Genomic DNA, 22130 nt, shown 5'->3' on the forward strand with positions numbered 1-22130 from the left:
ATTTTGAAAAACTTTAGGAATCTAAGAAAGATTTTTCTCGGCCATAAAGAGGGCCTGCTTGCGTTCCTCTAAAATTTCTAGATCCATTTTATCAAATAGCTTTTGCATTACCATCATGCCGCGCATCAAAGTCGCAGTGGAAGAGAATTTTCCTCTTTCGATATCTTCTTCGATATTCAAGTCTCTCAGGTTATTGACCAGCCGAATTTTAAAAAGCCCGTTCCTTTCTATTCCGTAAGAGACTTCGACCGTCCCTCCGTCCCCGTATTTCACGGCATTTTCGACGGCCTCGATCGATCCGATCGTGAGGTCGACGATCAAATCTTCGTTAACCCCGTTTTCACGTAGAAAAGTCTCGAGCCTGCTTCGAACATATTGCATGGGCTGGAACTCCGTTTTTCCGAGAAAAACGTACTCTTCTTTTTTAACGGCTTTTTTGCGTAGAGTGGATTCGGGAGAAAGCGAATATTCTCGCGGATCGAATTTTCCTCTGACTGCCTCCTTGGAAGCAACCAAGGTATCAAGAATTTGGGGAATCCAATCCGGATGGATTTTAGGATCTTCTCGGAATCGTCGCACGACATCCATTCGGATCCAGGCGTGAAAATCCTGGGAATTTCCTACTAAACCGTTTGCTAGGAGATCCCTTATTCGGGCCTCGATCTCTCCTAGGGAAAAGGACATTCCCATATTTTTCCATAGGATCGTTTTTTAAAATGAATGTAAATCTGATTTTTAGAAAACGACCGCAAACTGCTTCCGAGAAACCGGTCATTGTTTTTTTCTCGAACCGTTTTCCGCAGGATTTTTGCGGGTAAAAACCCCTTGTTCCAAATTCGATCCAACTGCTTTCGGTTTTTGCCGGAAGCACCGGCTCATCAATTCGTTCTTTTATTACGGAATGTTTTCCGAGTTCAAAGTCGTCCGAATATAAGCAACATTCTTCTATTAACTTCGTCGAATATTGTTTTTACCGGCATTCAATCCGTAAAATTAAGAGTGTTCGCTCCGGTGATTTCCCGTCCCGAACTTCGACGTCCAATACCTTTTTTTTGAAGCAAGTCATACGAATGTCGATCATACGAGAAAAGAAATCGTCGCTTTGTTCCATCCTGAACAATCCAGGTCTTTTGCGTGGCCTCGAAACCTTATTTTATCTTTGAAAATTTCCTTACCATTTTCTCACCTGTCGTAAGACTTCGTACGCGACGATTGCGACCGCATTGCTCAGGTTCAGGCATCTGCAATCTTCTTCCATAGGAATTCGGATCACATGACCTACATCGGCTGATTTCATAATTTCGGGAGGAAGTCCCGAAGTTTCGTTACCGAATAAGAGAGTATCATCCGGTCCGTAATTCGGCTTCGTGTAGGAAGTCACTCCCTTTGTGGAAATTAAATAAAGGTCAGATCTCGGAGGAAAGTCCGCACGAAATTCTTCCCAAGTGGAATGCAGAGTCAATTTTACCTTGTCCCAATAATCCAATCCTGCACGTCTAGCGGCCTTTTCGGAAAGTTCGAACGCAGGTTCTCCCACGATATGCAGCTCCGCTCCCAACGCGACACAGAGTCTAGCGATATTACCGGTGTTAGGCGGAATCTCCGGCCGGTACAAAGCGATACGGAGAGCCATATCTCTTACCCTTTTTTTTGGCCTTTATTTAAAGACTTGGCTAAGATCGCGCCGAACGATCCGGTCGAGGAAGTCTCCTCGGACAAATAACCGCTATAGTTCAATCGATCCTGCACTTCTTTTGCCTTGGCCAAAGATAAGGAAATTTGTCGTTTCGATAAATTCACTTCCATCACGAAAGCATCCACCTTGTCGCCCGGTTTGAAAATTTGCGATAAAGGAACGCGATTTAAAATTCCGCTTTCCCGATTGGGAACTAGACCGGAAAAATTCTCGTTCAGTTTTACGAACAATCCGAACGGCTTAATGCTTTCCACGACGCCGGAAACGAGGTCCCCTTCCTTAAACGGAACGTTCTGAGCCCAAGGGTCCTTTAGAAAATCCTTAACCGTAAAACTATGCTTGTTTTCTTCCCAATCCAACTTTAACACTTTCGCATGGAGTACCTGCCCTGGGTGAAAATCCAAAGTCAAATCGGTATTTTTTTTGAACGTCGCCTCCGATGCGGGAACAAGGGCCGTCAACCCGTCGGCTTCCACAATCAATCCGAACGTGTGAACGGATTTAACCCTGCATGTTACGAACATACCCGGTTTCAACTCCCCTTTTAATACGGAGATCTTGGCCTCTTTCTCTTTATCGGCGATTTTTTTCTGGGAGACGACTACCTTGCCCTTAGCCCCGACTTCCACCACAAGAAAGCGAACATATTTCCCGATCACGCTTCCCTGCTTACGAAGATCCGGGTCCAATTGTGAAAATGGACAAAATCCCGCGACTTCGCCTAACTTAACTTCGACGCCGGATTCGTTTTCACCTACAATATGCGCGAGTATCGGAATTTCGGAAGCCTGAGCGACGGAGATTAAATCCTTGTCCAAGGAATCTCCAAGCAAACAAGTCGTAAAGTATTGATCCCCTGAGGACTCTCGGAGAAAATATGCCTCGAATTCTTGGCCCGGTTTAGGAGGTTCGGGGAATTCTTCCGCGAGAACGATCCCGGAAATTCCCGTCCCCTTTGCCTTTATAAAAATATAATCCGATTTTGCGCTGCTTACGATGGCGGTCACTTTCGCACCCGGTTCAAGCGCGCCTTTCTTGCGGAAGCTTTCATCCAAAAGTTTTTCGAACAATTCTTTCTGGGAGTCTTTCATATTCTTCCTCTCTATATATTAAATCTCATCGACCGCGTTTAGAAGCCGGTTTCTTTGGCGGGAGTATTTCCGTCCTTTTACGTTCCGTTACAACCGTCTGCAAGGAACGTAATTTTTCCCATCCGCTCAATGGATCCTCGCTAAAAACCAGGAATTGGGCCGATTTCCCCACGCGAATTTTGCCCTCATGCGCAGCTTCGAGGTAAGTACAGGTCGTTTCTGTGGCAGCGCGGAGAGCTTCCCTAGGACCTAATATTTCCGACAAGATGGATATCTCTTTCCAACCTCCGATTCCAGGAAAGGTCAGATAATGGCCGGTGCCCGAAGCGAGCAAAATCCGTAAGGCCAGATTCTTTCGACCCTTCAGAAAGGCAAGATAGGAATCGTATTCTTTGTCCGCCTCAACCTTTTCCTTTTCCCCCAACGGAATCAGGGTCGCAATCCAATCGGGCGAAAAGGCCCTTTCCTTAAATCTTGGACTCCATGCCAGCAGTCGATTCCATTCCGCGGAAAAATCGGGAGTTCCTACCTGCTTTTGATTGTAGTACACTCCGAACATGGGCCCCCAATAAGATTGGACTAAATTTCTAGACACCGGGGTTATCGAAGAAGTTTCCGGAATCGGATGATATAATATCGGCACGCCTGCGGACAATGCTTCCCAAGAGGCGAATTCTTCCCCAAAGGCCGAGACCGCTAATTCCAGGCCTTTTTCTTCCGCCTGAGTTTTCATCCGATACAAAAGTTGTCCGTCGATTTGAAAGGGCTCTCCGGCATCATGACGCAAAAATAAATGCGCACGACCCGTCCCTCTATTCGAAACGGCTCGCATTGCATCTTCCTGATTGTGTAAAATTTTGTAACCGCTGAGTTTTGAACCTGCATTTCGAAGTTCGGCCGAATCCGCAATGAGTATCGGGGGGGAAGTAGAAATTCGCGGGAATTCGCCGGTTTTTCTTTTAGATCGAGCCAGATCTTCCACCCAGGAGGCATCCGCAATACTTTGCAGAAAAACGAATCCGTGTAGAAGAAATGACCGAATATCTTCCTGCAGCTCGTTTTTGTCTTTTTGGCCGCCGATGGAGTTTGCCCCCAAAGTGACATGAGCATCGCAAAAACCGGGTAAAACAAAGGAAGGATTCTGGACGCTCGAGGAAGGAGCAATCTTCTCGACGAGTCCGTCTTTTACGAATAGATCCACCGGTCCTCTGTATTCTAAAGAACCGGGCTCTATTACGAATACTCCCTTCCAACTCCAACTCTGGGCCTCGAGAACCGAGAACGAGCAGAAGAAGAGCCCCCAAAAAAAAGAATTTTTACAAAGAAAATAATAGGAGAGGACCTTTTTTGGGATGGCGAGTATGAGTCTCTTGACAAACAAATCGAGTTCCGGAAAGTTCAAGGTAATGGGTCAGGAAATCCGGGATATATCCGATAATATCCGGCTTACGGTAGAGAACGGAAGAATTCTATCCCTCAAAACACATAGGATGACTCGATCCGTGGAAGAGCATATCCAGGAAGCGATCGAATTAATCCTGGACAAAGTTACGTATCCCACGCTCGTCCCTACGATTTATACTATCGTTAAAGAGTTATCGATCAACGCTTGTAAGGCAAACCAAAAAAGAATTTTCTTCGAGGAAAAAGGATACGATCTCTCGAATGCAACTCAGTATGTAAAAGGGGTTTCGGAATATCGACAATTATTTTCCGAAAGCATGGCGGAAGAGTTCGGCCAGAAAGCCAAAAAGAAAGGATATTACTGCTTGATCAGTTTCGATTACTCTATGGACGGAATTCGCATCGAGGTGATCAATAACACTCCCGTCACTCCGCAGGAAGAAAAATCCCTAAGAGAAAAACTCGAAAAGGGAATGCAGTATGCGGACATAGCGCAATTCTACATGGATAATGCGGATAATACGGAAGGCGCAGGATTAGGATTGGCTTTGATTCTGATTATGTTGAAAGGGGAAGGAATCGATCCTTCTTTCTTTCGTATAGGAATCCGAAAAGAATCGACGATTGCTCGATTGGAAATTCCCCTGACTACAAACTTCAAGTCCGCTCGCGACAAGGATATCTCGCGCATATAAATGCCCCTACCGATTTCCGCCTGCATCATAACGTTAAACGAAGAGGATAATATTTCTCGCTGCCTCGCATCTTTAAAATTCGCGGACGAGATCATCGTTCTAGATTCGGGCTCGAGCGATAGAACCACGGAACTGGCAAAATCCTTCGGCGCGAAAATAGTCCGTCGAGAATTCGACGATTACGTATCTCAAAAAAATCATGTCGTATCTTTGGCAAAGAATAGCTGGATCTTAAGCGTGGATGCCGACGAGGAAATTTCGGCCAAATTGGAAAATGAAATTCGAGAGATATTGGGAGGAAGAGAGCCGGAAGAAGACGGATTTCTCATTCCTAGGCTTACCATGTACATGGGGAAATGGATTCGTCACGGAGGTTGGTATCCTAACTATCGAGTCCGTTTATTTAAGAAATCCAAGGGAAGATTCGTGGGAGGAAAAGTTCACGAATCGGTTCGTCTGGAAGGAAAAAAAAGGAAATTAAAAAATCCGGTACTGCATTACTCGTATCAGAACTTGTTCGATCATGTGCATTTTATAAATCGGTATTCCGAACTTGCCGCAACGGAAAAATTCGCGAAAGGAAAACGCACGGGTCTTCTTTTCGCCTTTTTAAAAGCTTCTTATAAATCTTTCTGGATGTATTTCGTTCGCTGCGGGTTTCTGGACGGACGGCGAGGCTTTATCCTTGCAATCATGGGATTTTATTATAATTTTCTAAAGTATACCAAGATATTTGAAATGACTTTAGCCGAAAAGAATCGAAAGCGACAGGAGAATTAAAGGCGCTAAGAGGAAATCCTAGAATTTCAGTCTCGTCGTTCCTTGTTATGATTGATTCGGTTCATGATGTATAAGGCCAAATAGCCGCCGATCAGTACCGCTATCAAGTTTACGTTGGAAAGCTGATAGATCCCGACCTTGGGAGATATCAACCAGAACACGATGTCTCGGATGATATCCTGAAAAATGGAAAGAATGATCAGAGAACCGAGTAGCGCGACCAGAAAGGCCACCCAAAAACCGCCTAGCAAGTCTTTGCGCTTGTAAAAATAGAAATACCAAGCAAGGCCGCCGCTGATTCCGACAACAAAAAGTGCGTTAGTAAACGGAGTCCACCATCCCACGGAGAATGCGGCCAAGACTAAAAAAGGTTGAGTGCCGAAGGAAGGAAGAAAATCGTAGAACGAAGCCAGGATTCCCATCTGGTTTACAGGTTTTCCGGGTTTTGGGATAAAGTCGAGAATTTTAGCGAAAAAACGGTCCCACCATCCTTGAAAATCTTCAGAGACAGCTCCAAATATTTCGGCATCATTGGAAATCCACTTTCCCATACGCTGTCCCCCCTTCTGCATACCGGGTGGTACCAAGACTTAAGTCTAGATTTTGGCTACTTAGTCTTTCCCATTTCTTCCGTTGAAAAACAAGACCTAACCGTATTATATAAATTTGGAGTAAGAGGACTTTCCGTTACGATACCTCATAAGGAACAAGCATTTCGGTTGGCGGACACGAAGGATGAAGCTTCCGAAGCCATGAAGGCAAGCAACACTCTCGTCTTACGGGAAGGATCGATTCGCGCGTACAATACCGACGGAATCGGAGCAGTACGGGCCGTCTTGGAACAAAGTCCCTCCTCCCTGAACGGGAACGTGTTAGTCTTGGGAAGCGGAGGGAGCGCCAGAGGAATCGCCTTTTCACTTTTGGAAAAAGGAAACGTAGAAACATTGGTTATTGCCGCCAGAAACACCGATGCGGGAAATAAAATCGTGGATTTACTGAATCGAGTACGACCGGGGAGGACTTCCTTCCTTTCGCTGGAAGATGCGGAACGAAAATGTGCCGAATTCTCCTTGGTGATTCATACGACTCCGCTTGGCATGAAGGGAAAGGATCCTGGACCGGTCTTTTCCCCCTCGTCCTTTCATCGTGATCAAACCGTTTTCGATATCGTCTACAATCCGTTAGTAACTCCGCTGGTTAAAATCGCACGATCTTTCGGGGCTAGCGTTATACCCGGAACGGAGATGTTATTGTACCAAGCAGTGGAGCAGTTCCGACTGTTTACGGGAATTCAATTGGAAAGCGAACTCATCGAAAAAGGAAGACAAAGGCTCCATTCCGCATTGCATGAAAATTAAACCTATGACTTCATCACCGTTTCATGATGCATTCCGATCCTTAAATCGGACCATGTCGGATTTGAAAAATCTCCTCTCTGCGTTACGTGAAAAGTATACCCCAAATGCCTCTTACTGATTTTTTAAAATTCGGTTCTAGTTTGGTTAATTTGGAAAAAACTAGAAACTTTAACGTATTCAAGGAATATTCCCTGGAAGCGTTTCGAAATTTTTTAGATAAACATACTTGGAGAAAAAGACTCTCACCGCGCATAAGAATTTCCGTGGTGGGAACAAACGGAAAAGGATCCGTCTCTCATTTTCTTTCCCAGACATTTTCCAAATTAAACCAAAGCGTAGGCTTATATACATCCCCTCACCTTCTTAGTCCTGCGGAAAGGATCCGAAAGGGGCCGGATTTCGATCCGGTTTCATCGACGGATTTGGAAACTATCGCGAAACTGATTTTTGAGAATGCCGAGGAGGCGGAATTATCCGGTTTATCCTGGTTTGAATGGTTTACCCTAGGGGCTTTCGTTTATTTCGAATCACAGGATTTGAATATTCAAATCTACGAGGCCGGACTCGGAGGAAGACTGGACGCAACCAGCCTCGCGGAGCCGGATGTAGTCGTATTATGTTCGATCGGAGAAGACCACAAGGCGATACTAGGCGACACCAAGGAAAAGATACTTTTGGAAAAACTCAATATCGCGGGGCCAAAAACTAAACTGCTCTTGTCCATGCCTCACGAAAACGATTTGAATGAGATCGTCCGTTCTTTTTGTTCCGAAAAGGGAATCCAACTCGCGTTCTTCGAAAGAAAATCCGAGGAAGCTTATTTACTCTATAATTTAAATTTTGCCCTTTGGGCGACCCGAACTATCTGCGATCGTATTTCATCTACAGTATCTTTTCTTAAAATTCCGAATTCGGATAATAATAAGCGGTTCTTTGACGAAAGACCCTTCGTTTCTTATTCGGCCGGACTAAAAGCCGGTTTCCGATCTCCGCCCGGACGATTGGAAATTTTATCCAAGGATCCTTTCGTAATTTTCGATCCCGCGCATAATCCGGACGCGGTAAGAACCACTCTCCGGGACATTTCCGTTCTATATCCGGAAAAGAAATTATCCGTGATTGCCGGTTTTTTGCCGGATAAGGACGGAGAAAGTATGGCTAAGGATCTAGACCTCTTCGTAAAAAATCATGGAACGAGATTCGCATTTCTAAATGGTCCCGAATTCAAATTGCCGAACGGATTCGAATCGTTTGCATTAGATCCGAACGACTTTTCGAAACGATTATTCGATTTTTCCCGAGAAGGGACTCTCGTCTTAGGAAGCTTTCGTCTCTATAAATATGCGGTCGACGCGATTCAAAGGAATACAAAATAAGATTCAAAATTTATGTTTGAATCTTGCGTAGGTCTCCGTCTCGAACTGATATTCCAAGCCTCTCGCAAAGTACGGAGTTCTAACAGGAGCGACACCTACGTCCAAGGTTTCCGAGTCCAGGCCTAGGACATAAAAGGAAACGGAAAATGCCAGCATCGCCGCGATTCCATAGAGCATTAATCCGCCGTGAACTCCGGTATCTCGATCGATATATCCCGCCAAGCCTCGATAATAATTGGCCTTTGACTCGGCCTGGCTATGAATATTATACTGATAGTAATATGCGGTCGCAAACGAATTGAAATTCGAGGAATTCTGAATTAGAGTCGCTAAGCCGGTGACAGTCAAGGCATTCGTCATCGGCCTGGAACCTTCGAGAATGGAATCGGCTTTTAAATTAAAGTAATAATATCCCGCATAGAACAATAAACTTCCGTACAACGAATAGATCGCAAAGTCGTCGTACGTATGATCCAGGAAAACGTATTTCTTATTTTTATAATATGACACCGAATCGCCCTGCTTTAGGGTTCCGGCAACCTCCGATGTTTGGTCCTTCTTAATCTCGATTCCCTTTAAAATATCCACGTGACCTTCCTTTGAAAGTCGAATGCGATTCCAGCCCACCTTGACCGGGACCTTGTTCAACGGAGTAACCCCTAGCAATTCCGAACCGAAATAAACGTTCGCACCGGGCGGATCCGATGTTACGGAGAGAAACCCTTCCTTCTTTTCCTTAAACATTTGGACGCTGATTTCCCTGGAAGAAGTCCGCATATCCACTTCCCCACGCCAATCGTTAAAGCCTTCTCGGGTAACCCGAACATCGTGAATTCCGGGAAGTATATCGTTTCGCACTAGAGGGGTTTTACCGATATAATTCCCGTCTAAAAACACCAGAGACGACAAAATACCTTCCGATTTAACCGTTAAGCGAAACGTAAATTTTCCTAAAAGAAAACTTTTTAGGGACTCGATCAAAGGATTCAATTCTTGATAAGAACGTCTAACGCTGGTCTTATGGGAAAATTCCTTTTTTGCCCCGTCCTTAAAGGAACGTAAGACTATTCGGACCCGCATTTCGTCGGCGGATTTTTTTTCGAATTCGCCGGTAACGGAGTAGAAACAATTATTTTTTCTAGCTAGCGGAATGACTCCTCCGTCGTCCGGGGCAGGTTCCGATTCGAAAGGTTCGGATCTAAGAGAAAGATATCTCGGATCGTTTTTGATCGGCACTACAAGTTGACCGGAGCGAAGTTTCTCCAGACGATCGGAATCCCATTCTCCTTCCTTTACTTTTTCCTGTTTTACGGAATCTTGATTTCCAAACGGATGCTGAATCGAAGCGGGAAGGGCGTTTTCATCGTATATTTGAACCGTAGTTTTTAATCCGGAATATAGGACGGAGGCATATCCGGCGGAATAAAAATCCAGAGCGGAGTCCCCGGATAGGTTTCGAAGCGGAAAGAAACACAATTTACGCTCTCTTTCGAATTCTATCTTTTCTTTGGAAGATATCGAAGGGAAATTATACAGATCTTCGATCGCAAGTAAGGAACTCCCGCCGCAGATAGGAAGCATCGAAAATAACAATATGCCGGCACAAAATCTCTTCGGAAAATGCGACTTCAATTCCTGCGTCCTCCGACGGAATAAACCAAGCCTAGAATTCCAAGGATAGGAACGACCAGGGCCCAAGGCCCGGATTCCGCGTAATCTTTCGAAAAAGCGATCTGCTCGCCCAAGCCAGGACCGAAGGTATCCCCTCCGGCCGAAATTCCTAAAAATCCGAAAATCGCCAGGGTCATGACGACCGATGGAAGTCCCGTTGTTAAGAGAATTCCCAATAACTGAAACGCCTGCGGGAGAATATGGCTTCGAAAAATATAAGTCTTTCCTGCGCCGAAGCAGGAAGCCGCCAGGACGTAACCGCTTCCGCGGACTTCTTCGATTCGGGCCCGTAACGTTTCGTAAGCGGGCGCCCAATCGCCCAAAAGAATCGCGATAAAAAGAGAGGCCGACGTAGCGCCAAACGCCTGTATTACGAGAAGTGCAAGCAATAAGGACGGAATGGAAACGAAAACCGAAGATAACGGAGATAAAAGATTTTTCTGCAGGAAAGGACTCGAATAGGCGAGTAGTCCGAGAAGACTCGCGAATGCCAAAGTAAGAACGCGCGCCGGAAATGCGAAAAGAAACGTGGAAAGACTCCCGTAGCCGAGCATAGCCCAGACATCGCGTCCGAGTCTATCCTTTCCCAACGGAGCTTCCATACTGATAGGTCGAAACGATTCGTGCAACTCCACCTGAGTCGGAGGAGAATGCAGAAGAATGCCGCCTAACGCGACCGCAAGAAAACTTCCGACGACTACATATCGAATCGAATCCGAAAACTTCATGCGGATTGGGTCTCCCAACCGAGAAGCGAGTCTCTCACTCTTTCGGAAACTCTTGTCAGAATATAAAATACCGTTCCGCTATAAAAGAGTAAGGCGGAGAGTAGCGGAGCATCCATCGTACGAATTGCATGATACATCGATTTTCCGATACCGGGAAAGAAGAATATTTCCTCCACTACGATGGCCCCGGACAACAGGGAACTAAAGTCCAACAAAATCAATACGAGAAGAACGGGCAGGATTTTAAGAAGAATATGTCGAAAGAGAATTCTCGTCGGAGAATAGCCCCGGGCCCTTAGAACGGTCACGTAAGCGGAAGAAGATTCCGCCTCCGCCATCCCAAAGGAAAATCGAAACAATCTGGCCCATACGCGGGAGCCTAGAGCCAACCCGGGAAGAATCACATAGGAACTATTCCAAGATTCGTAACCGCCGGGAGGGAGCCAGCCTAGAATAAAGAAAAATAAAACTAAGAGAACGACGGCAAAGACAAAAATCGGTGTGGAAAGAACGACTTGACTAAGAGTATCCAAAAACACTCGTAACCAACTCGACTTCAGGAGCAGCGCAAAGAACGCGAGTCCGATTGCGAAAAGTACGCTCCAGATGATGGCGAAGGAAGCGAGATGAAACGTCGGTAAAAATCGGGAACCTATATGGGAAAGAACCGGGTCGCCGGACTCGGTAAGGCCAAGATCAAAGCTAAGAATACCCTTCCAAAAAGAAAGATACGAATCGAGGAAACTTTTTTGCTCCGAAAGCGAACTGCTATCTTGACTCGCGATTCCCGAGTCGGCGTTTAAAAATTCCCGATCCAGGGAACGCAATCGGGAGAACAAGACTGAAACTGCGGACAGCAGAAGGATAAAAACGAGAAATCGTCTAGCCTCTTCCAACAAAGTCGTGTTCCTTACGGAGTAAAGGCTTTCCGAATCTCCTCAAAGTCCTTGGAATCGATCAGTTTTTCCCTATCTTCCTTGACATTCAGAGTTTTAGCGATTTGAGCGAGGGTCTTGATATGCTCTTGAAACTTGGACTTGGGAACGATGAGTAAAATAAAAATATGCACGGGCAGGTGATCGATCGCGTCAAAATCGATCCCTTTTTTCGAAAGACCCATCACACATTTCAGTTCTTCGACCAAATTCACGGAGCAGTGAGGAATCGCCACCCCGCTACCGATTCCCGTCGACATGGACTTTTCCCTTGCGAGAAGGGACTCGAAAACGGGTTCCCGAACTTCCGGTCCGATTAGTTTGACATCGACCGCCTTTTGCAGTAGATGTGAAATCACCTCTTCCTTGGAAGAACCTTCAAGATCAAATATTACGGTCTCAGGCTTAAGTAAAGCCAGGAGCTGGTTCATGCTTCTCTATCCTATCTCCTAGGAAAATACGAATCAGGAGGGATTCAATGAAAAAAAACGACGCGACCCAAGTGAAAGAGGGAATGGTTCCTGCTGAAATGAAAAAAATTCCGATGGCAATGGGAACCAAGGATAAAAAAGAGACGGGAAGGACCGACTCCAGATTGTGTCCAGGCAAAGAGAGAGCAAGAGCGAAGGCCAAAGAAGCCGCCCAGATCGGTTCCGAAATAAAATCCCTAACCGGAATGCCGAACCGGAAAGTCCAAAATCCCAAAAAAAACCCGAAGGCGATCGGAAGAAGTATTGCCGCAGGTCTTTTCATAAAAATCGGCAACAGCAATAGGATCGAGTAGCCCCCGGAAGATTGCAAAGCGGAAAATCGTTCGCTCGGATTTGCGTCCACTTGAAAGATTCCGCGAGTGTACAAATCCGTAAAGTTCGGATCTTGAAAACCGAGCCCGGGCGTTAGGGACCAAATTTGTATTCCGGGAATGAAGTAGAGTAAAAGAAAAACCAAAAGCTGAACGAGAGCCAAAGGAAAACGAATTCTTAATTTTCGTTCTCCTATCCACCAAAGCCCGAATCCGATTAAGACTGCAAAGATCGCATGCAATGCAAATCGTTGGTCTCTCGGAATTAGAAGAGCAAAATAAAGTGCGTGATTGACCCAATAAAACACGTAAGACTTTCGATCAGTTAAGAAGAAATACGCAATGGCACCTACCAGCAGGCCGAAGCCCATGGGAAGCAGAATATAGAAAGTTCCGGCAGAGCCTAGCGCTACTAAAAATACGCAAAGAATGCCAGAAAGAATATCCGGAAAGAGTAGATCCTTCCTGCGAAAAAAACCCTTTCCGGTGGATAGGATAAAACTAAATGCCAACCGATTCCTCCTTGACCGAACGAATTCGATCCCTTAGGGAAATGAAAGAAGGACATAGGAAAGTGCAGATGCCGCATTCCATGCAAAGACCGGGTTGGAATCGGCCTAACGTTCTCATCAAGGCCATCGGATTCGATTTTGTCGGACAATTCAAGGAACACTCGCCGCATTCGACGCAAGGAAACTCGGATCTAGCGGCTTCATGACGAGCTAGCAAAATAAGAGAGGAATAAAGTCGAATATCCCAGTAAAAACCTTCTTTCGTGTCGCGAACGGGATAATATTCGAAAAAAGAATTTAAAGTAAACTGGGAATAAGAATGCTCATATTCTTCGAACAGGAATTTTAAATTTTGTCCGTTTTGAACCCGAAGAGGAGCTGCTGCTTTTCGTAAACCGCCGTTTTTTCCTAAAAAGAAGAGGCTGATCTCCCTCTCGATGAAAGGCATTTCACCGAACAAGGCCCTATAAAGATAATATAAAGTTTCCGGACCTATATAAATCACATCCTTGAATCTCGAGAAGGGGATTTTTTCGGTCTTAAACGTAAAATATTCCGGAATCCCCCAAGGGTATGCGTAACTGTTGAGAGGACTTTTCTCATCTAGAATATAGTCCCTGATTTCCGTCTCCGGAAACCAAAGTTTGAGAGATTCGATAAAGGACTTATGACAGTCCGGAGCGGCTTGCAAACGAGACGTAAAGTCTATGTCTTGGGTGCGAGTATAAGGAGATAAGATAATAAAACGGGGTTTGAATCTTTCTCGGAAAGAATCCGACAAGGGTTGACCGGGAAAGTCCAGAGAGACCAAGCCAAGTCGGTCCATGACTTCGATCGCTTCTTCCTTTTTCCAAATCTTCGGATGCAGTTCGTTTTTAACCGGAAAAATTCCGTCCTGGACGATTTGGACTCGGGTTCCGGTTTCCCCGTGGGCCAAGGAGGCGACCCCATTTACCGGAGAAAGTACGGTACCGGAAGATTGTTTAAAAAGGGGATCACCTACCTTGACCCGGGCGGGAAATTCTTTTAGTAGGAGAGCTCCGCCATCGGGAATCAGAGTGTAAGGTTCATCCAGAACCGTCTTGCGGGGTCCCGCATCTTTGACGGTTCTGGGTTTGAGGAGAAACGGTTTTGCGAACAATGCCCTTAGTTAGGGGACTTAACCATGTAGATTTCGTCTTTAATGGGGAGTTCTTTCTTCAAATTTTTAATATACGGAAGAATTTCTCCCATCGGTTCATAGAATTCACAATCCGTTTGCATACGGCGTGCTACGGTAAAATACTTATACAGTTTTTCCTCGCCGGAACGCTTGGACCATTTCTTTTTGGTGCATTTGACCCGGAGGATGTATTTGTCCGCCTCGGATTCATACTGCCTTACGGTTACGCAATGCAGGCAGTTGGCGCAATAGACTTTCTCGCTCATCGGTTATCCTGTTTCCTGGGGTATTTGAAATGGAGACAAATTGTCTCCACTACCAACGCTCAGGGGTATTTGACAGATTTAGGCCAAGGCCATGGTAGTCAACCTGTTTCTCCCGTTAGAAGCCCGGAATTAGGCTTCTTGAGGGACTTCTTCTTGAACGGGCTCTTGGATCGCTGAGGATTTGTATTTCCAAGCCGCTTCCCGGAAGGATTGGAAGGAAACGAAGAAAAATCCGATTCCATATATCAAAAGGAAACCTACGATATAGGGACGTCCAACGAGGAAGGATAAGGCCACGGAAAAGAGACAATAAATTCCCAATAAGAATTCCAATACTACGTGGAAATCTAGCGGAACGGTATATTTCAATCGCTCCTTTACCGAGTCGGAATTCTTTTCGATTCTAAGTTTTGGAGTCCGTTTAAAGGAAGATTGAATTCCAAGAACTGCTTCTAACCAGGCACGAGTATTGACCACTGCGATTCCGGTTCCCACCATCATCAAAATTGGAAGATAGATTAAACGGCGCTTCCAATCTTTATAAAGGGTTTTTTGAGAGTATGCGTAGAAGAATAGGGGTCCGATTGAACCGACGGAAAGTACAGCAGCCGTTCCCGATAGCACTTCCAACGGAAGGTCGTAGAAACTAAACCCTGACCAATATTCCATTAATAATAAAGGAGCGCTAAAAAGGATATTGATGATCATTAAAGGGTGAACCGAATAATTAATTAAATGGGTTACCGCTTCCGCCTTGGTTTTCCAAGGAAGATCCGCTTTCCAAATTCTCGGTAAAAGCTTCACAGCAGTTTGAATGGAACCTTTGCACCAACGAAACTGCTGGGATTTATAAGCCGACATCATCGCCGGGATCTCCGCAGGACATACAACATCTTTAAAATAACGGAATTTCCAACCGCGAAGTTCTGCACGGTAGGAAAGGTCGAAGTCCTCGGTTAGGGTATCGTGTTCCCAACCTCCGGCATCTAGAATGGTTTCTTTTCTCCAAGTCCCCGCGGTGCCGTTGAAGTTCATCCAAAGTTTGGCCCCATTTCTGGCTACCTGCTCGATCATGAAGTGACCGTCGATACCGAAACTCTGAGCCTTCGTAAGAATATTATAATCTGCGTTAATATGTCCCCAACGAGACTGGACCATTCCGATCTGCGGATCGTCAAAATAAGCCATGGTCTTGAGCAAGAAGTCCGGATCCGGGATAAAATCGGCGTCAAAAATCGCGATATAATCACCGGTACTCTCTTTCATTCCCGTATCGAGAGCACCCGCCTTATGCCCCGTACGATCCGTTCTATGAAGATGCTTAATATCGAAGCCTTGGGATTTATACTGAGCGACCAGACTTGCGGCTTTTTGGACGGTTTCGTCGGTGGAATCATCCAATACTTGGATTTCCAACTTATCCTTAGGATAATTTAAGGCGACTGTAGAATCAATCAGACGATCTACGACGTAGAATTCATTAAAAATAGGAAGCTGAACCGTAACTTTCGGAAGATTCGGATCGGTAACCGAAAAAGTCCTGCTCGGATCCGTATCGCAATTCGAATTATACTTTTTATAGAGATACACCATGATGTAGGTGTGAATTCCAAAAAAGAACAAACCTAAGATGTCTAAGGCGTAAATTGTGAGGAAGAGAACGGTTACCGCGGTCAGCATTTGTGCCAGGTTTTTCTGAAATAGCCGAAAAGTCAACGGGTTTTGCGGCGCAACATAGAAACGGGAAAAATCAAGAGGACGGAGGACCCGTCCCCTCGGTTAGAAAGTGAAAATTCGCAGTGGAAGTTCCTCAACCAGGGAGGTTGTGGTCCATCCGCTTAAAGTATCGGATTTCAATGAGACGACCTTAGAGGAACTCGAAGATTTTTCTTCCAAAACTGTGAAAAATACAGAGGACTGAAGACAGACGCGCTCGCTTTCAGAGGACGGAGGTCAGAAAACAGATGCATTCGCTTTGCTCACGCTAGACAGAAGCTGCTACTAGTTGGAAAGGCCACGCAGGACGGAGGAAAAATCCACTATAACGCAAGAATCTTCCTCTAGAGCATGGAAACTCGGCTCACCAATGTTCAGTCCTCTGTCCTCTGCGTGGGAGCTCCCACAAGTCGCGCTTGCAAAAAAATACTTGAAACTTTTCCGGATCGTGATATTCGCGAGATCGCTGCCCTTCGCGGGTACCACCGATCCGGCCCCCGCCCACTAGGGTGGGGAGCACTCCGGACAACAAAGCCACACCGCCATTTATCAAACTGCGCTTAAATTACTTGTCCCTTGAATAGATACCCCTATTTTAGCCTCGATGCGCTCCGCCATTTTAGGACTTCTCGCTGCCCTCGCTTCTCTATTGCTCGCTATCCTGCTCGAAGAGGCTCATTTTCTTTCGTTCTTAAAAATTTCGGCGCTGGTGTTGATCTTAGGTGGAACCGCCGGAGCAACATTCGCCAGCTATACTACGGAAGAATTCGCAAATCTGATTTTACATTTAAGGGATTCCGTTTTCCCCCGAAAAGATTATTCGCTTACGGATTTATTTTTAGATTTTGCGGAGCGTGCCAGGAAGAACGGTCTCCTCTCTTTAGAAGATCGCCTTGCTTCCATTCCTGACGCATTTCTCAGAAAAGGAATTCAACTGATCGTCGACGGAACGGACCCGAGGGCGGTCGAAGAAATTTTATTCGAAGCTGCCGAAGGACTAGAAGAAAAAGAGACACGCTCGGCGAAAATTTTGGAAACTGCCGGCGGATTTTCTCCCACGATAGGAATCATCGGAACCGTTCTCGGCCTGGTTAGCGTCCTCGAAAATTTAGGCGCGGGAACCCGAGCTTTAGGAGAGGGAATCGCAACCGCGTTTATCGCGACCTTCTACGGAATCACATTCGCTAACTTGGTATACTTTCCGTTAGCGAATCGAATTAAGACCTGGGCACGCTCTCGCAATAATCGAAGACAGGCGATGATTCGCGGAATCATCTCTCTGCAAACGGGAGACAATCGGCGGATTTTGGTGGAGAGGATGGCCCCGTTCCTAGATTAGAAATCACGATCTCTACCTGAAATTTCTACGTTACCCGGCGCTCGCTCATCCGGGAAAGAATTTCGCGAATCTGTTTTTCGGCTCCCGAGGGAGTTAAAACGAGTAAAACATCTCCATCTTCCATTTTCGTTTTTCCTGTAGGGACCAAATGGCTATCACCTCTGTAAATCAACGTGATTAGAGAGTTCTCGGGAAAATCCAATTCATAAACGAATTTACCGACGGACGCGGAACCGTAGGGAACGATGTATTCGAGTAAATGAGTCTCGCTTTGTTCCTTATTTTCGAATTCAAAAGGATAAGAGGCTCGTTGTTCTAGAGGGGCTTGCAATCCAAGAAGACGAACTACATACGGGATCGTGGAACCTTGCAACAACAAGGAAGTCAATACGGTAAAGAAGACCAAATGAAAAATCGCTTCCGATTCGGGAAGCTGCTTGGCATAAGGGAATGTCGCAAGAATAATCGGAGCCGCCCCTCGCAAACCTACCCAAGAAATTAATATCTTTTCCTTCCAATCCACGCCGAATCCGGTCAAAGAAATGAAAACGGAAATGGGGCGGGCGATAAGCATTAGAAAAATAGAAAATGCTATACCGATTCCGGCCACGGGCGGAATTCTAGACGGAAAGACCAGAAGCCCCAAAGTAAGGAACATCACGATTTGCATCAACCACCCGATTCCGTCCATAAACCTCACATTGCTTCGTTTATGAACGAAAGATCTGTTCCCTATGATGATTCCTGCAATGTAAACTGCAAGGAACGGGTTCCCGCCGATTAACTCGGTGGATGCATAGACGAACAAAACGGACGCGGATAACAGAACCGGATATAAACCCTCGTAATCCAGTTTAATCCGATTCATCCCGCGATAAATCCAATATCCTAAAAGCAACCCGAGAAGAATCCCTAAAGTGAATTGCTTAAAAATTTCCCAGACGAGTAATTCAAAACCGGGAGCTCCACTCCCGACAAAGCCCAAGATCGTAGTCGTCAAAAGAACCGCGAGAGGATCGTTACTGCCCGATTCCAACTCCAAAAGGGAGGTTAATCCTTTTCGCATTCCGGTATTGCTCGTGCGAAGTACGTTAAACACGGCGGCAGCGTCCGTAGAAGAGACGACCGCTCCTAAAAGAAAACCGACCAAAGGTGAAAATCCGAGTACATACACGGAAAATAAACCCACGATAACGCAGGTTAATAGCACACCGATGCTACCGAGAGAAATTCCCATCCAGAGAACCGGCCTGACCTTGGCCCAATCGGTCTCCAATCCGCCTGAAAATAGTATAAAAGCCAGGGCGATGGAACCGACTTTTCGGGCCAATTCCGCATCCGAAAATGGAATACCTAACAAACCGTCGGAACCGGCCAACATCCCGATCGACAAAAAGATGAGCAATGCCGGTACTCCGAATTTCGTGGAAACGCGAAGTAAACCGATACTGATAATAATCAGACTCGACAATGCAAGTATTGTAAATTCAAACTCCATTCGATTACGAACGATACTTTCTCGGACCTTTCATTTTTTACGAATCGTTTTTTCTTTTTGGAGAGTCGGAAAAATGAAAATGAGAAATGTTTGGGGCTTTGCGGGAATTCCTTTTCGATGCGTCGAAAAAAGTTCCTATCTATACTGCGTCGGAGTTAAGTTCCGAAAGAAGGTCTTCCAGCTCCCGATCATCCGTAACTTCAACGAGTCGATCTTCGCCATATTCGTCGGTTTCGATTCTGACTGCGAGATAGCCGAAACTTTCCTCGCCTCTGAGAAAGCCCACATCCAAATTTATTAATTCTCGATCTTCCTCGTTGGAAGGGATCAGCAAAAAATATTGAGCTTCGTCGATCTCCACCACTTCTCCGATCAAAAAAGAATAGGGATTTCCGTCTTCGTCCAGGAGATTTACTATCTCCTCCGCGAATTCTTCGTGCTCTCGTTCCTCGGAATTTGTATCGTACGACTCAAGCATTTTTTTCCCTCCCTACTATAATCGACCAAAATGATTATTCGCAAGAAAAGTTTCCCGACATTCTACGACCTCGGAAAAGGTAGACAAGATGTAAAAAAGAAAGATATTAGGTGCGGAACCCGTGTGCCGAGGGAACCAGCTGAAATGGACAAAAAGAAAAGTTATTTCCTTTCGATTCTAGTTGGGTTCCTATTGTGGTTTGCGAATTGTTCTCCACCGGATAATCATGGAATCCAAATGAAAGGCGGTGTCTTAGAGGCTCGCTTCTGGAACCCGGAACAAAATACCCTATCCCTCAACGGCGAATGGGAGCTTTATCCTAACGCATTTTTAGTTTCGGAAAAAACCGCGATCCAATCTCCTCCGATTCTCGTCGACGTGCCGGATACTTGGAATCGTCTCCAAGAAAACGGAAAGGCGATATTTCCGAACGGTAAGGGATACGGGACGTATCGTTTGCGATTAAACCTTCCGACCCCTCATCCTGGATTCGTAATGCGTATTCCGGATCAAGGAACCGCCTACGTCCTGTATGCCGACGGCAAACCCATCGCCTCGATGGGAAAAATAGGGAAAAATTACGAAAGCTCGGTCCCGTTTCTTTCCTCTACGATCGTTAATTTGCCCGAGAATACCCGAGAGTTAGCTTTTGAGATTTCGAATTATAGACATATTTACGGCGGGCTTTGGTACCCTCCGCGAATCGGAAAACAGGAAAAGATACTAAACGAAAAATATATCGACCTAGCGTTAGAGATAGCGACTTCTTCCTCGGTTTTAGTTTTGGTGATCTACCAAATCGTCGCTTATCTTTTAATCCGAAAAGAAAGAGCCCCGCTTCACTTCGCCATTTTTTCCGTAGCCGGTACATTACGTTTTTTCCTAACCGGCGATAGGATCTTTAATTCGATTTTCCCCGAAATTCCTTGGGAAATCACCCATCGACTAGAGTATCTTTCCACTTATGCTTTGGCCTCGGCATTCTTTTCCTATGCCGCTTCTCTCTTCCCTTTGGACTTTCCAAAATGGAGCGAAAAAGCCGCGTTTATATCCCTTTCTTTCTTTGCGATAGTTACGATTTTCTTTCCGGTGGACTACTACGGGCGATTATTAATCCCCTTCCAAAGTATCGTCGTCATCGGTTCTTGTATCATTCTTTACGGATGTTTCAAGGCGTTGGTACATAAAAGAGAAGGTGCCCGGCTATTTCTTATCGGAATCCTTACGATCCTTCTGGCATCGACAAACGACATTCTTGCTTCTCATTACCTCCTTCACACTCAGTATATTTTAGCTCCGGCACTTTTCATTTTCATTTTCCTAAATAGCCTCACTCTCGCGGTTTCATTTTCGAAGACCTTGGAAAAATCGCAAATCGTCAGCGCGGAACTAAAGTCGACGAATAAGGATTTGAATGATCTTAAAATCCTGCTCGAAAGAAAGGTGGAAACGAGAACCAAGGAACTAATGGAGGCGAAAAACAGAGCCGAAGGAGAGGCGAAATATCGGTACGATTTTTTAGCTACGATGAGTCACGAAGTTCGGACTCCGTTGAACGGTTTGATGGGGACCGCCAATCTTCTATCGGAAACTTCTCTAAACGCGGAACAGAAAGAATATCTCGACATTATACAATTATCCGGCGAAAATCTATTACAACTCGTAAATCAGCTGCTCGATCTTTCCAAGATAGAAAGTAATCGATTCGAGTTGGAAGTCATGCCATTCGATCCTTTTGCGGTTCTCCAAAAGGCGGCCAAGGTCGTCAAAGCCCGCGCCGAGGAAAAAAGGATTTTTCTCGATATCCGCTATCCGGAACATCATCCGGGCATTTATATCGGGGACGAAGGCAGAATTCAACAGGTACTTTTAAACCTATTAAGCAACGCTATTAAGTTCACCGGTTCCGGCGGAAAGGTTTTACTAGGCGTCAAAGCCGCCGGAGAGGATTCGCAATCTCGAATATTAGAATTTTGGGTGGAAGATACGGGCGTAGGGATCGCCTCCGACAAGGCCACGGACCTCTTTGAACCTTTCGTCCAGGCGGATTCTTCCGTTTTTCGGAATTACGGCGGAAGCGGACTGGGACTGACCATCTCCAAAAAGTTAGTCGAATTGATGGGAGGAAGCATTCGAGTCATAAGCCAAATCGGTAAAGGATCGAAATTCACTTTTTTGCTTCCGTTCCCTCAGGAGGATGGGGACGTTTCCGAAATCACCGAGGAAAAATCGACTTATCTTTCATTTATACCTAAAAGGATTTTATTAGTGGAGGATAGGGAACCTTCCCGAACCATCGCAAAAAAAACATTAGAAAATATGAATATGACAGTAAGTGTGGCTTGTAACGGAAAGGACGCTTTATTCAGATTGACTAACGAAATCTACGACTTGGCCTTGATCGATATAGAGATGCCCGAGTTAAGCGGGATAGAAGTGGTTCGTTCCCTGAAAGAACAGGGAGGAAAGCTCCCGATTTTGGTAGCATGGACGGCCCATGCTCTCCCAGGAGCGGAAGCGGTTTTTCAATCCACGGGATTCGACGCTTACCTACACAAACCTTCTTTGCGACGGGACTGGGAACGACTTTTGAAAACCTATTTTCCGCAGTGAGTTTCGAAAG

Annotated in this window: 21 protein-coding genes; 6 read left to right on the forward strand and 15 right to left on the reverse strand. The window is 45.6% G+C overall.

Features of this window, described 5'->3' with window-relative positions; genetic code table 11:
* Positions 1–21: 21 nt before the first annotated feature.
* The 4 genes from LEP1GSC047_RS04595 to LEP1GSC047_RS04615 all read right to left on the reverse strand — a co-directional run bounded on the left by LEP1GSC047_RS04595 (position 22) and on the right by LEP1GSC047_RS04615 (position 4168).
* Complete coding sequence (locus LEP1GSC047_RS04595) at positions 22–684, reverse strand: ATP-binding protein (RefSeq protein WP_010414716.1); 663 nt, start codon at positions 682–684, stop codon at positions 22–24.
* Positions 685–1171: 487 nt separating this feature from the next.
* Positions 1172–1633 (reverse strand): tRNA (cytidine(34)-2'-O)-methyltransferase, encoded by a 462-nt coding sequence (locus LEP1GSC047_RS04605; protein ID WP_010414723.1) that lies wholly within the window; start codon positions 1631–1633, stop codon positions 1172–1174.
* Positions 1634–1638: 5 nt separating this feature from the next.
* Positions 1639–2787 (reverse strand): S1 RNA-binding domain-containing protein, encoded by a 1149-nt coding sequence (locus LEP1GSC047_RS04610; RefSeq protein ID WP_010414727.1) that lies wholly within the window; start codon positions 2785–2787, stop codon positions 1639–1641.
* A gap of 25 nt (positions 2788–2812) precedes the next feature.
* Positions 2813–4168: a hypothetical protein gene (locus LEP1GSC047_RS04615; protein WP_020988286.1), complete on the reverse strand. Its 1356-nt coding sequence runs from the start codon at positions 4166–4168 to the stop codon at positions 2813–2815.
* Between the two features lie 25 nt (positions 4169–4193).
* Between LEP1GSC047_RS04615 and LEP1GSC047_RS04620 the strand changes: the two genes are divergently transcribed.
* Both LEP1GSC047_RS04620 and LEP1GSC047_RS04625 read left to right on the forward strand, forming a co-directional pair.
* Complete coding sequence (locus tag LEP1GSC047_RS04620) at positions 4194–4886, forward strand: histidine kinase (protein WP_010414736.1); 693 nt, start codon at positions 4194–4196, stop codon at positions 4884–4886.
* Positions 4887–5666, forward strand: a complete 780-nt coding sequence (locus tag LEP1GSC047_RS04625; RefSeq protein ID WP_020988400.1) for a glycosyltransferase family 2 protein — start codon at positions 4887–4889, stop codon at positions 5664–5666. It abuts the gene before it with no gap.
* Positions 5667–5692: 26 nt separating this feature from the next.
* On the opposite strand, the gene LEP1GSC047_RS04630 is transcribed toward LEP1GSC047_RS04625, so the two are convergent.
* A complete protein-coding gene (locus LEP1GSC047_RS04630) occupies positions 5693–6088 on the reverse strand; it encodes a hypothetical protein (protein WP_010414739.1) in 396 nt (131 codons plus the stop codon).
* 69 nt (positions 6089–6157) lie between these two features.
* Here LEP1GSC047_RS04630 and aroE point away from each other — a divergent pair, with 69 nt between their 5' ends.
* Positions 6158–7024: a shikimate dehydrogenase gene (aroE, locus tag LEP1GSC047_RS04635; protein ID WP_010414742.1), complete on the forward strand. Its 867-nt coding sequence runs from the start codon at positions 6158–6160 to the stop codon at positions 7022–7024.
* Between the two features lie 104 nt (positions 7025–7128).
* Positions 7129–8400, forward strand: coding sequence for a glutamate ligase domain-containing protein (locus LEP1GSC047_RS04640; RefSeq protein WP_010414744.1), 1272 nt, complete (start codon positions 7129–7131; stop codon positions 8398–8400).
* A 3-nt stretch (positions 8401–8403) separates the two neighbouring features.
* On the opposite strand, the gene LEP1GSC047_RS04645 is transcribed toward LEP1GSC047_RS04640, so the two are convergent.
* The 8 genes from LEP1GSC047_RS04645 to LEP1GSC047_RS04680 form a co-directional block, all read right to left on the reverse strand.
* Positions 8404–9981 (reverse strand): PEGA domain-containing protein, encoded by a 1578-nt coding sequence (locus tag LEP1GSC047_RS04645; protein ID WP_068872719.1) that lies wholly within the window; start codon positions 9979–9981, stop codon positions 8404–8406.
* A 47-nt stretch (positions 9982–10028) separates the two neighbouring features.
* Complete coding sequence (locus LEP1GSC047_RS04650; RefSeq protein ID WP_010414749.1) at positions 10029–10799, reverse strand: ABC transporter permease; 771 nt, start codon at positions 10797–10799, stop codon at positions 10029–10031.
* A complete protein-coding gene (locus LEP1GSC047_RS04655; protein WP_010414751.1) occupies positions 10796–11698 on the reverse strand; it encodes an ABC transporter permease in 903 nt (300 codons plus the stop codon). The genes LEP1GSC047_RS04650 and LEP1GSC047_RS04655 overlap by 4 nt, the downstream gene beginning before the upstream one ends.
* Before the next feature lie 11 nt (positions 11699–11709).
* Complete coding sequence (locus LEP1GSC047_RS04660) at positions 11710–12165, reverse strand: PTS sugar transporter subunit IIA (protein ID WP_010414753.1); 456 nt, start codon at positions 12163–12165, stop codon at positions 11710–11712.
* Positions 12140–13048 carry a hypothetical protein gene (locus LEP1GSC047_RS04665; RefSeq protein WP_020988452.1) on the reverse strand — a complete coding sequence of 303 codons (909 nt, stop codon included), beginning with the start codon at positions 13046–13048 and terminating at the stop codon, positions 12140–12142. Before LEP1GSC047_RS04665 ends, LEP1GSC047_RS04660 begins: the two co-directional genes overlap by 26 nt.
* Positions 13038–14189, reverse strand: a complete 1152-nt coding sequence (locus tag LEP1GSC047_RS04670) for an oxidoreductase (protein WP_010414760.1) — start codon at positions 14187–14189, stop codon at positions 13038–13040. The genes LEP1GSC047_RS04665 and LEP1GSC047_RS04670 overlap by 11 nt, the downstream gene beginning before the upstream one ends.
* 5 nt (positions 14190–14194) lie before the next feature.
* A complete protein-coding gene (locus LEP1GSC047_RS04675; protein WP_010414765.1) occupies positions 14195–14476 on the reverse strand; it encodes a hypothetical protein in 282 nt (93 codons plus the stop codon).
* A 129-nt stretch (positions 14477–14605) separates the two neighbouring features.
* The gene (locus LEP1GSC047_RS04680; RefSeq protein ID WP_010414767.1) at positions 14606–16156 is read right to left on the reverse strand and encodes a cellulose synthase family protein; all 1551 of its coding nucleotides are present in this window, start codon (positions 16154–16156) and stop codon (positions 14606–14608) included.
* A 640-nt stretch (positions 16157–16796) separates the two neighbouring features.
* Here LEP1GSC047_RS04680 and LEP1GSC047_RS04685 point away from each other — a divergent pair.
* Positions 16797–17531: a motility protein A gene (locus LEP1GSC047_RS04685; protein ID WP_010414772.1), complete on the forward strand. Its 735-nt coding sequence runs from the start codon at positions 16797–16799 to the stop codon at positions 17529–17531.
* Between the two features lie 25 nt (positions 17532–17556).
* Here the strand turns inward: LEP1GSC047_RS04685 and LEP1GSC047_RS04690 are convergent, their stop codons facing one another.
* Positions 17557–19029 (reverse strand): potassium/proton antiporter, encoded by a 1473-nt coding sequence (locus LEP1GSC047_RS04690; RefSeq protein WP_010414774.1) that lies wholly within the window; start codon positions 19027–19029, stop codon positions 17557–17559.
* A gap of 139 nt (positions 19030–19168) precedes the next feature.
* Complete coding sequence (locus tag LEP1GSC047_RS04695; protein ID WP_010414778.1) at positions 19169–19507, reverse strand: DUF1292 domain-containing protein; 339 nt, start codon at positions 19505–19507, stop codon at positions 19169–19171.
* Positions 19508–19651: 144 nt separating this feature from the next.
* Here LEP1GSC047_RS04695 and LEP1GSC047_RS04700 point away from each other — a divergent pair, with 144 nt between their 5' ends.
* Positions 19652–22120, forward strand: a complete 2469-nt coding sequence (locus LEP1GSC047_RS04700; protein WP_020988459.1) for an ATP-binding protein — start codon at positions 19652–19654, stop codon at positions 22118–22120.
* The last annotated feature ends 10 nt before the right edge of the window (positions 22121–22130 follow it).

Origin of the sequence: Leptospira inadai serovar Lyme str. 10 (assembly GCF_000243675.2) — a bacterium.
GTDB lineage: Bacteria > Spirochaetota > Leptospiria > Leptospirales > Leptospiraceae > Leptospira_B > Leptospira_B inadai.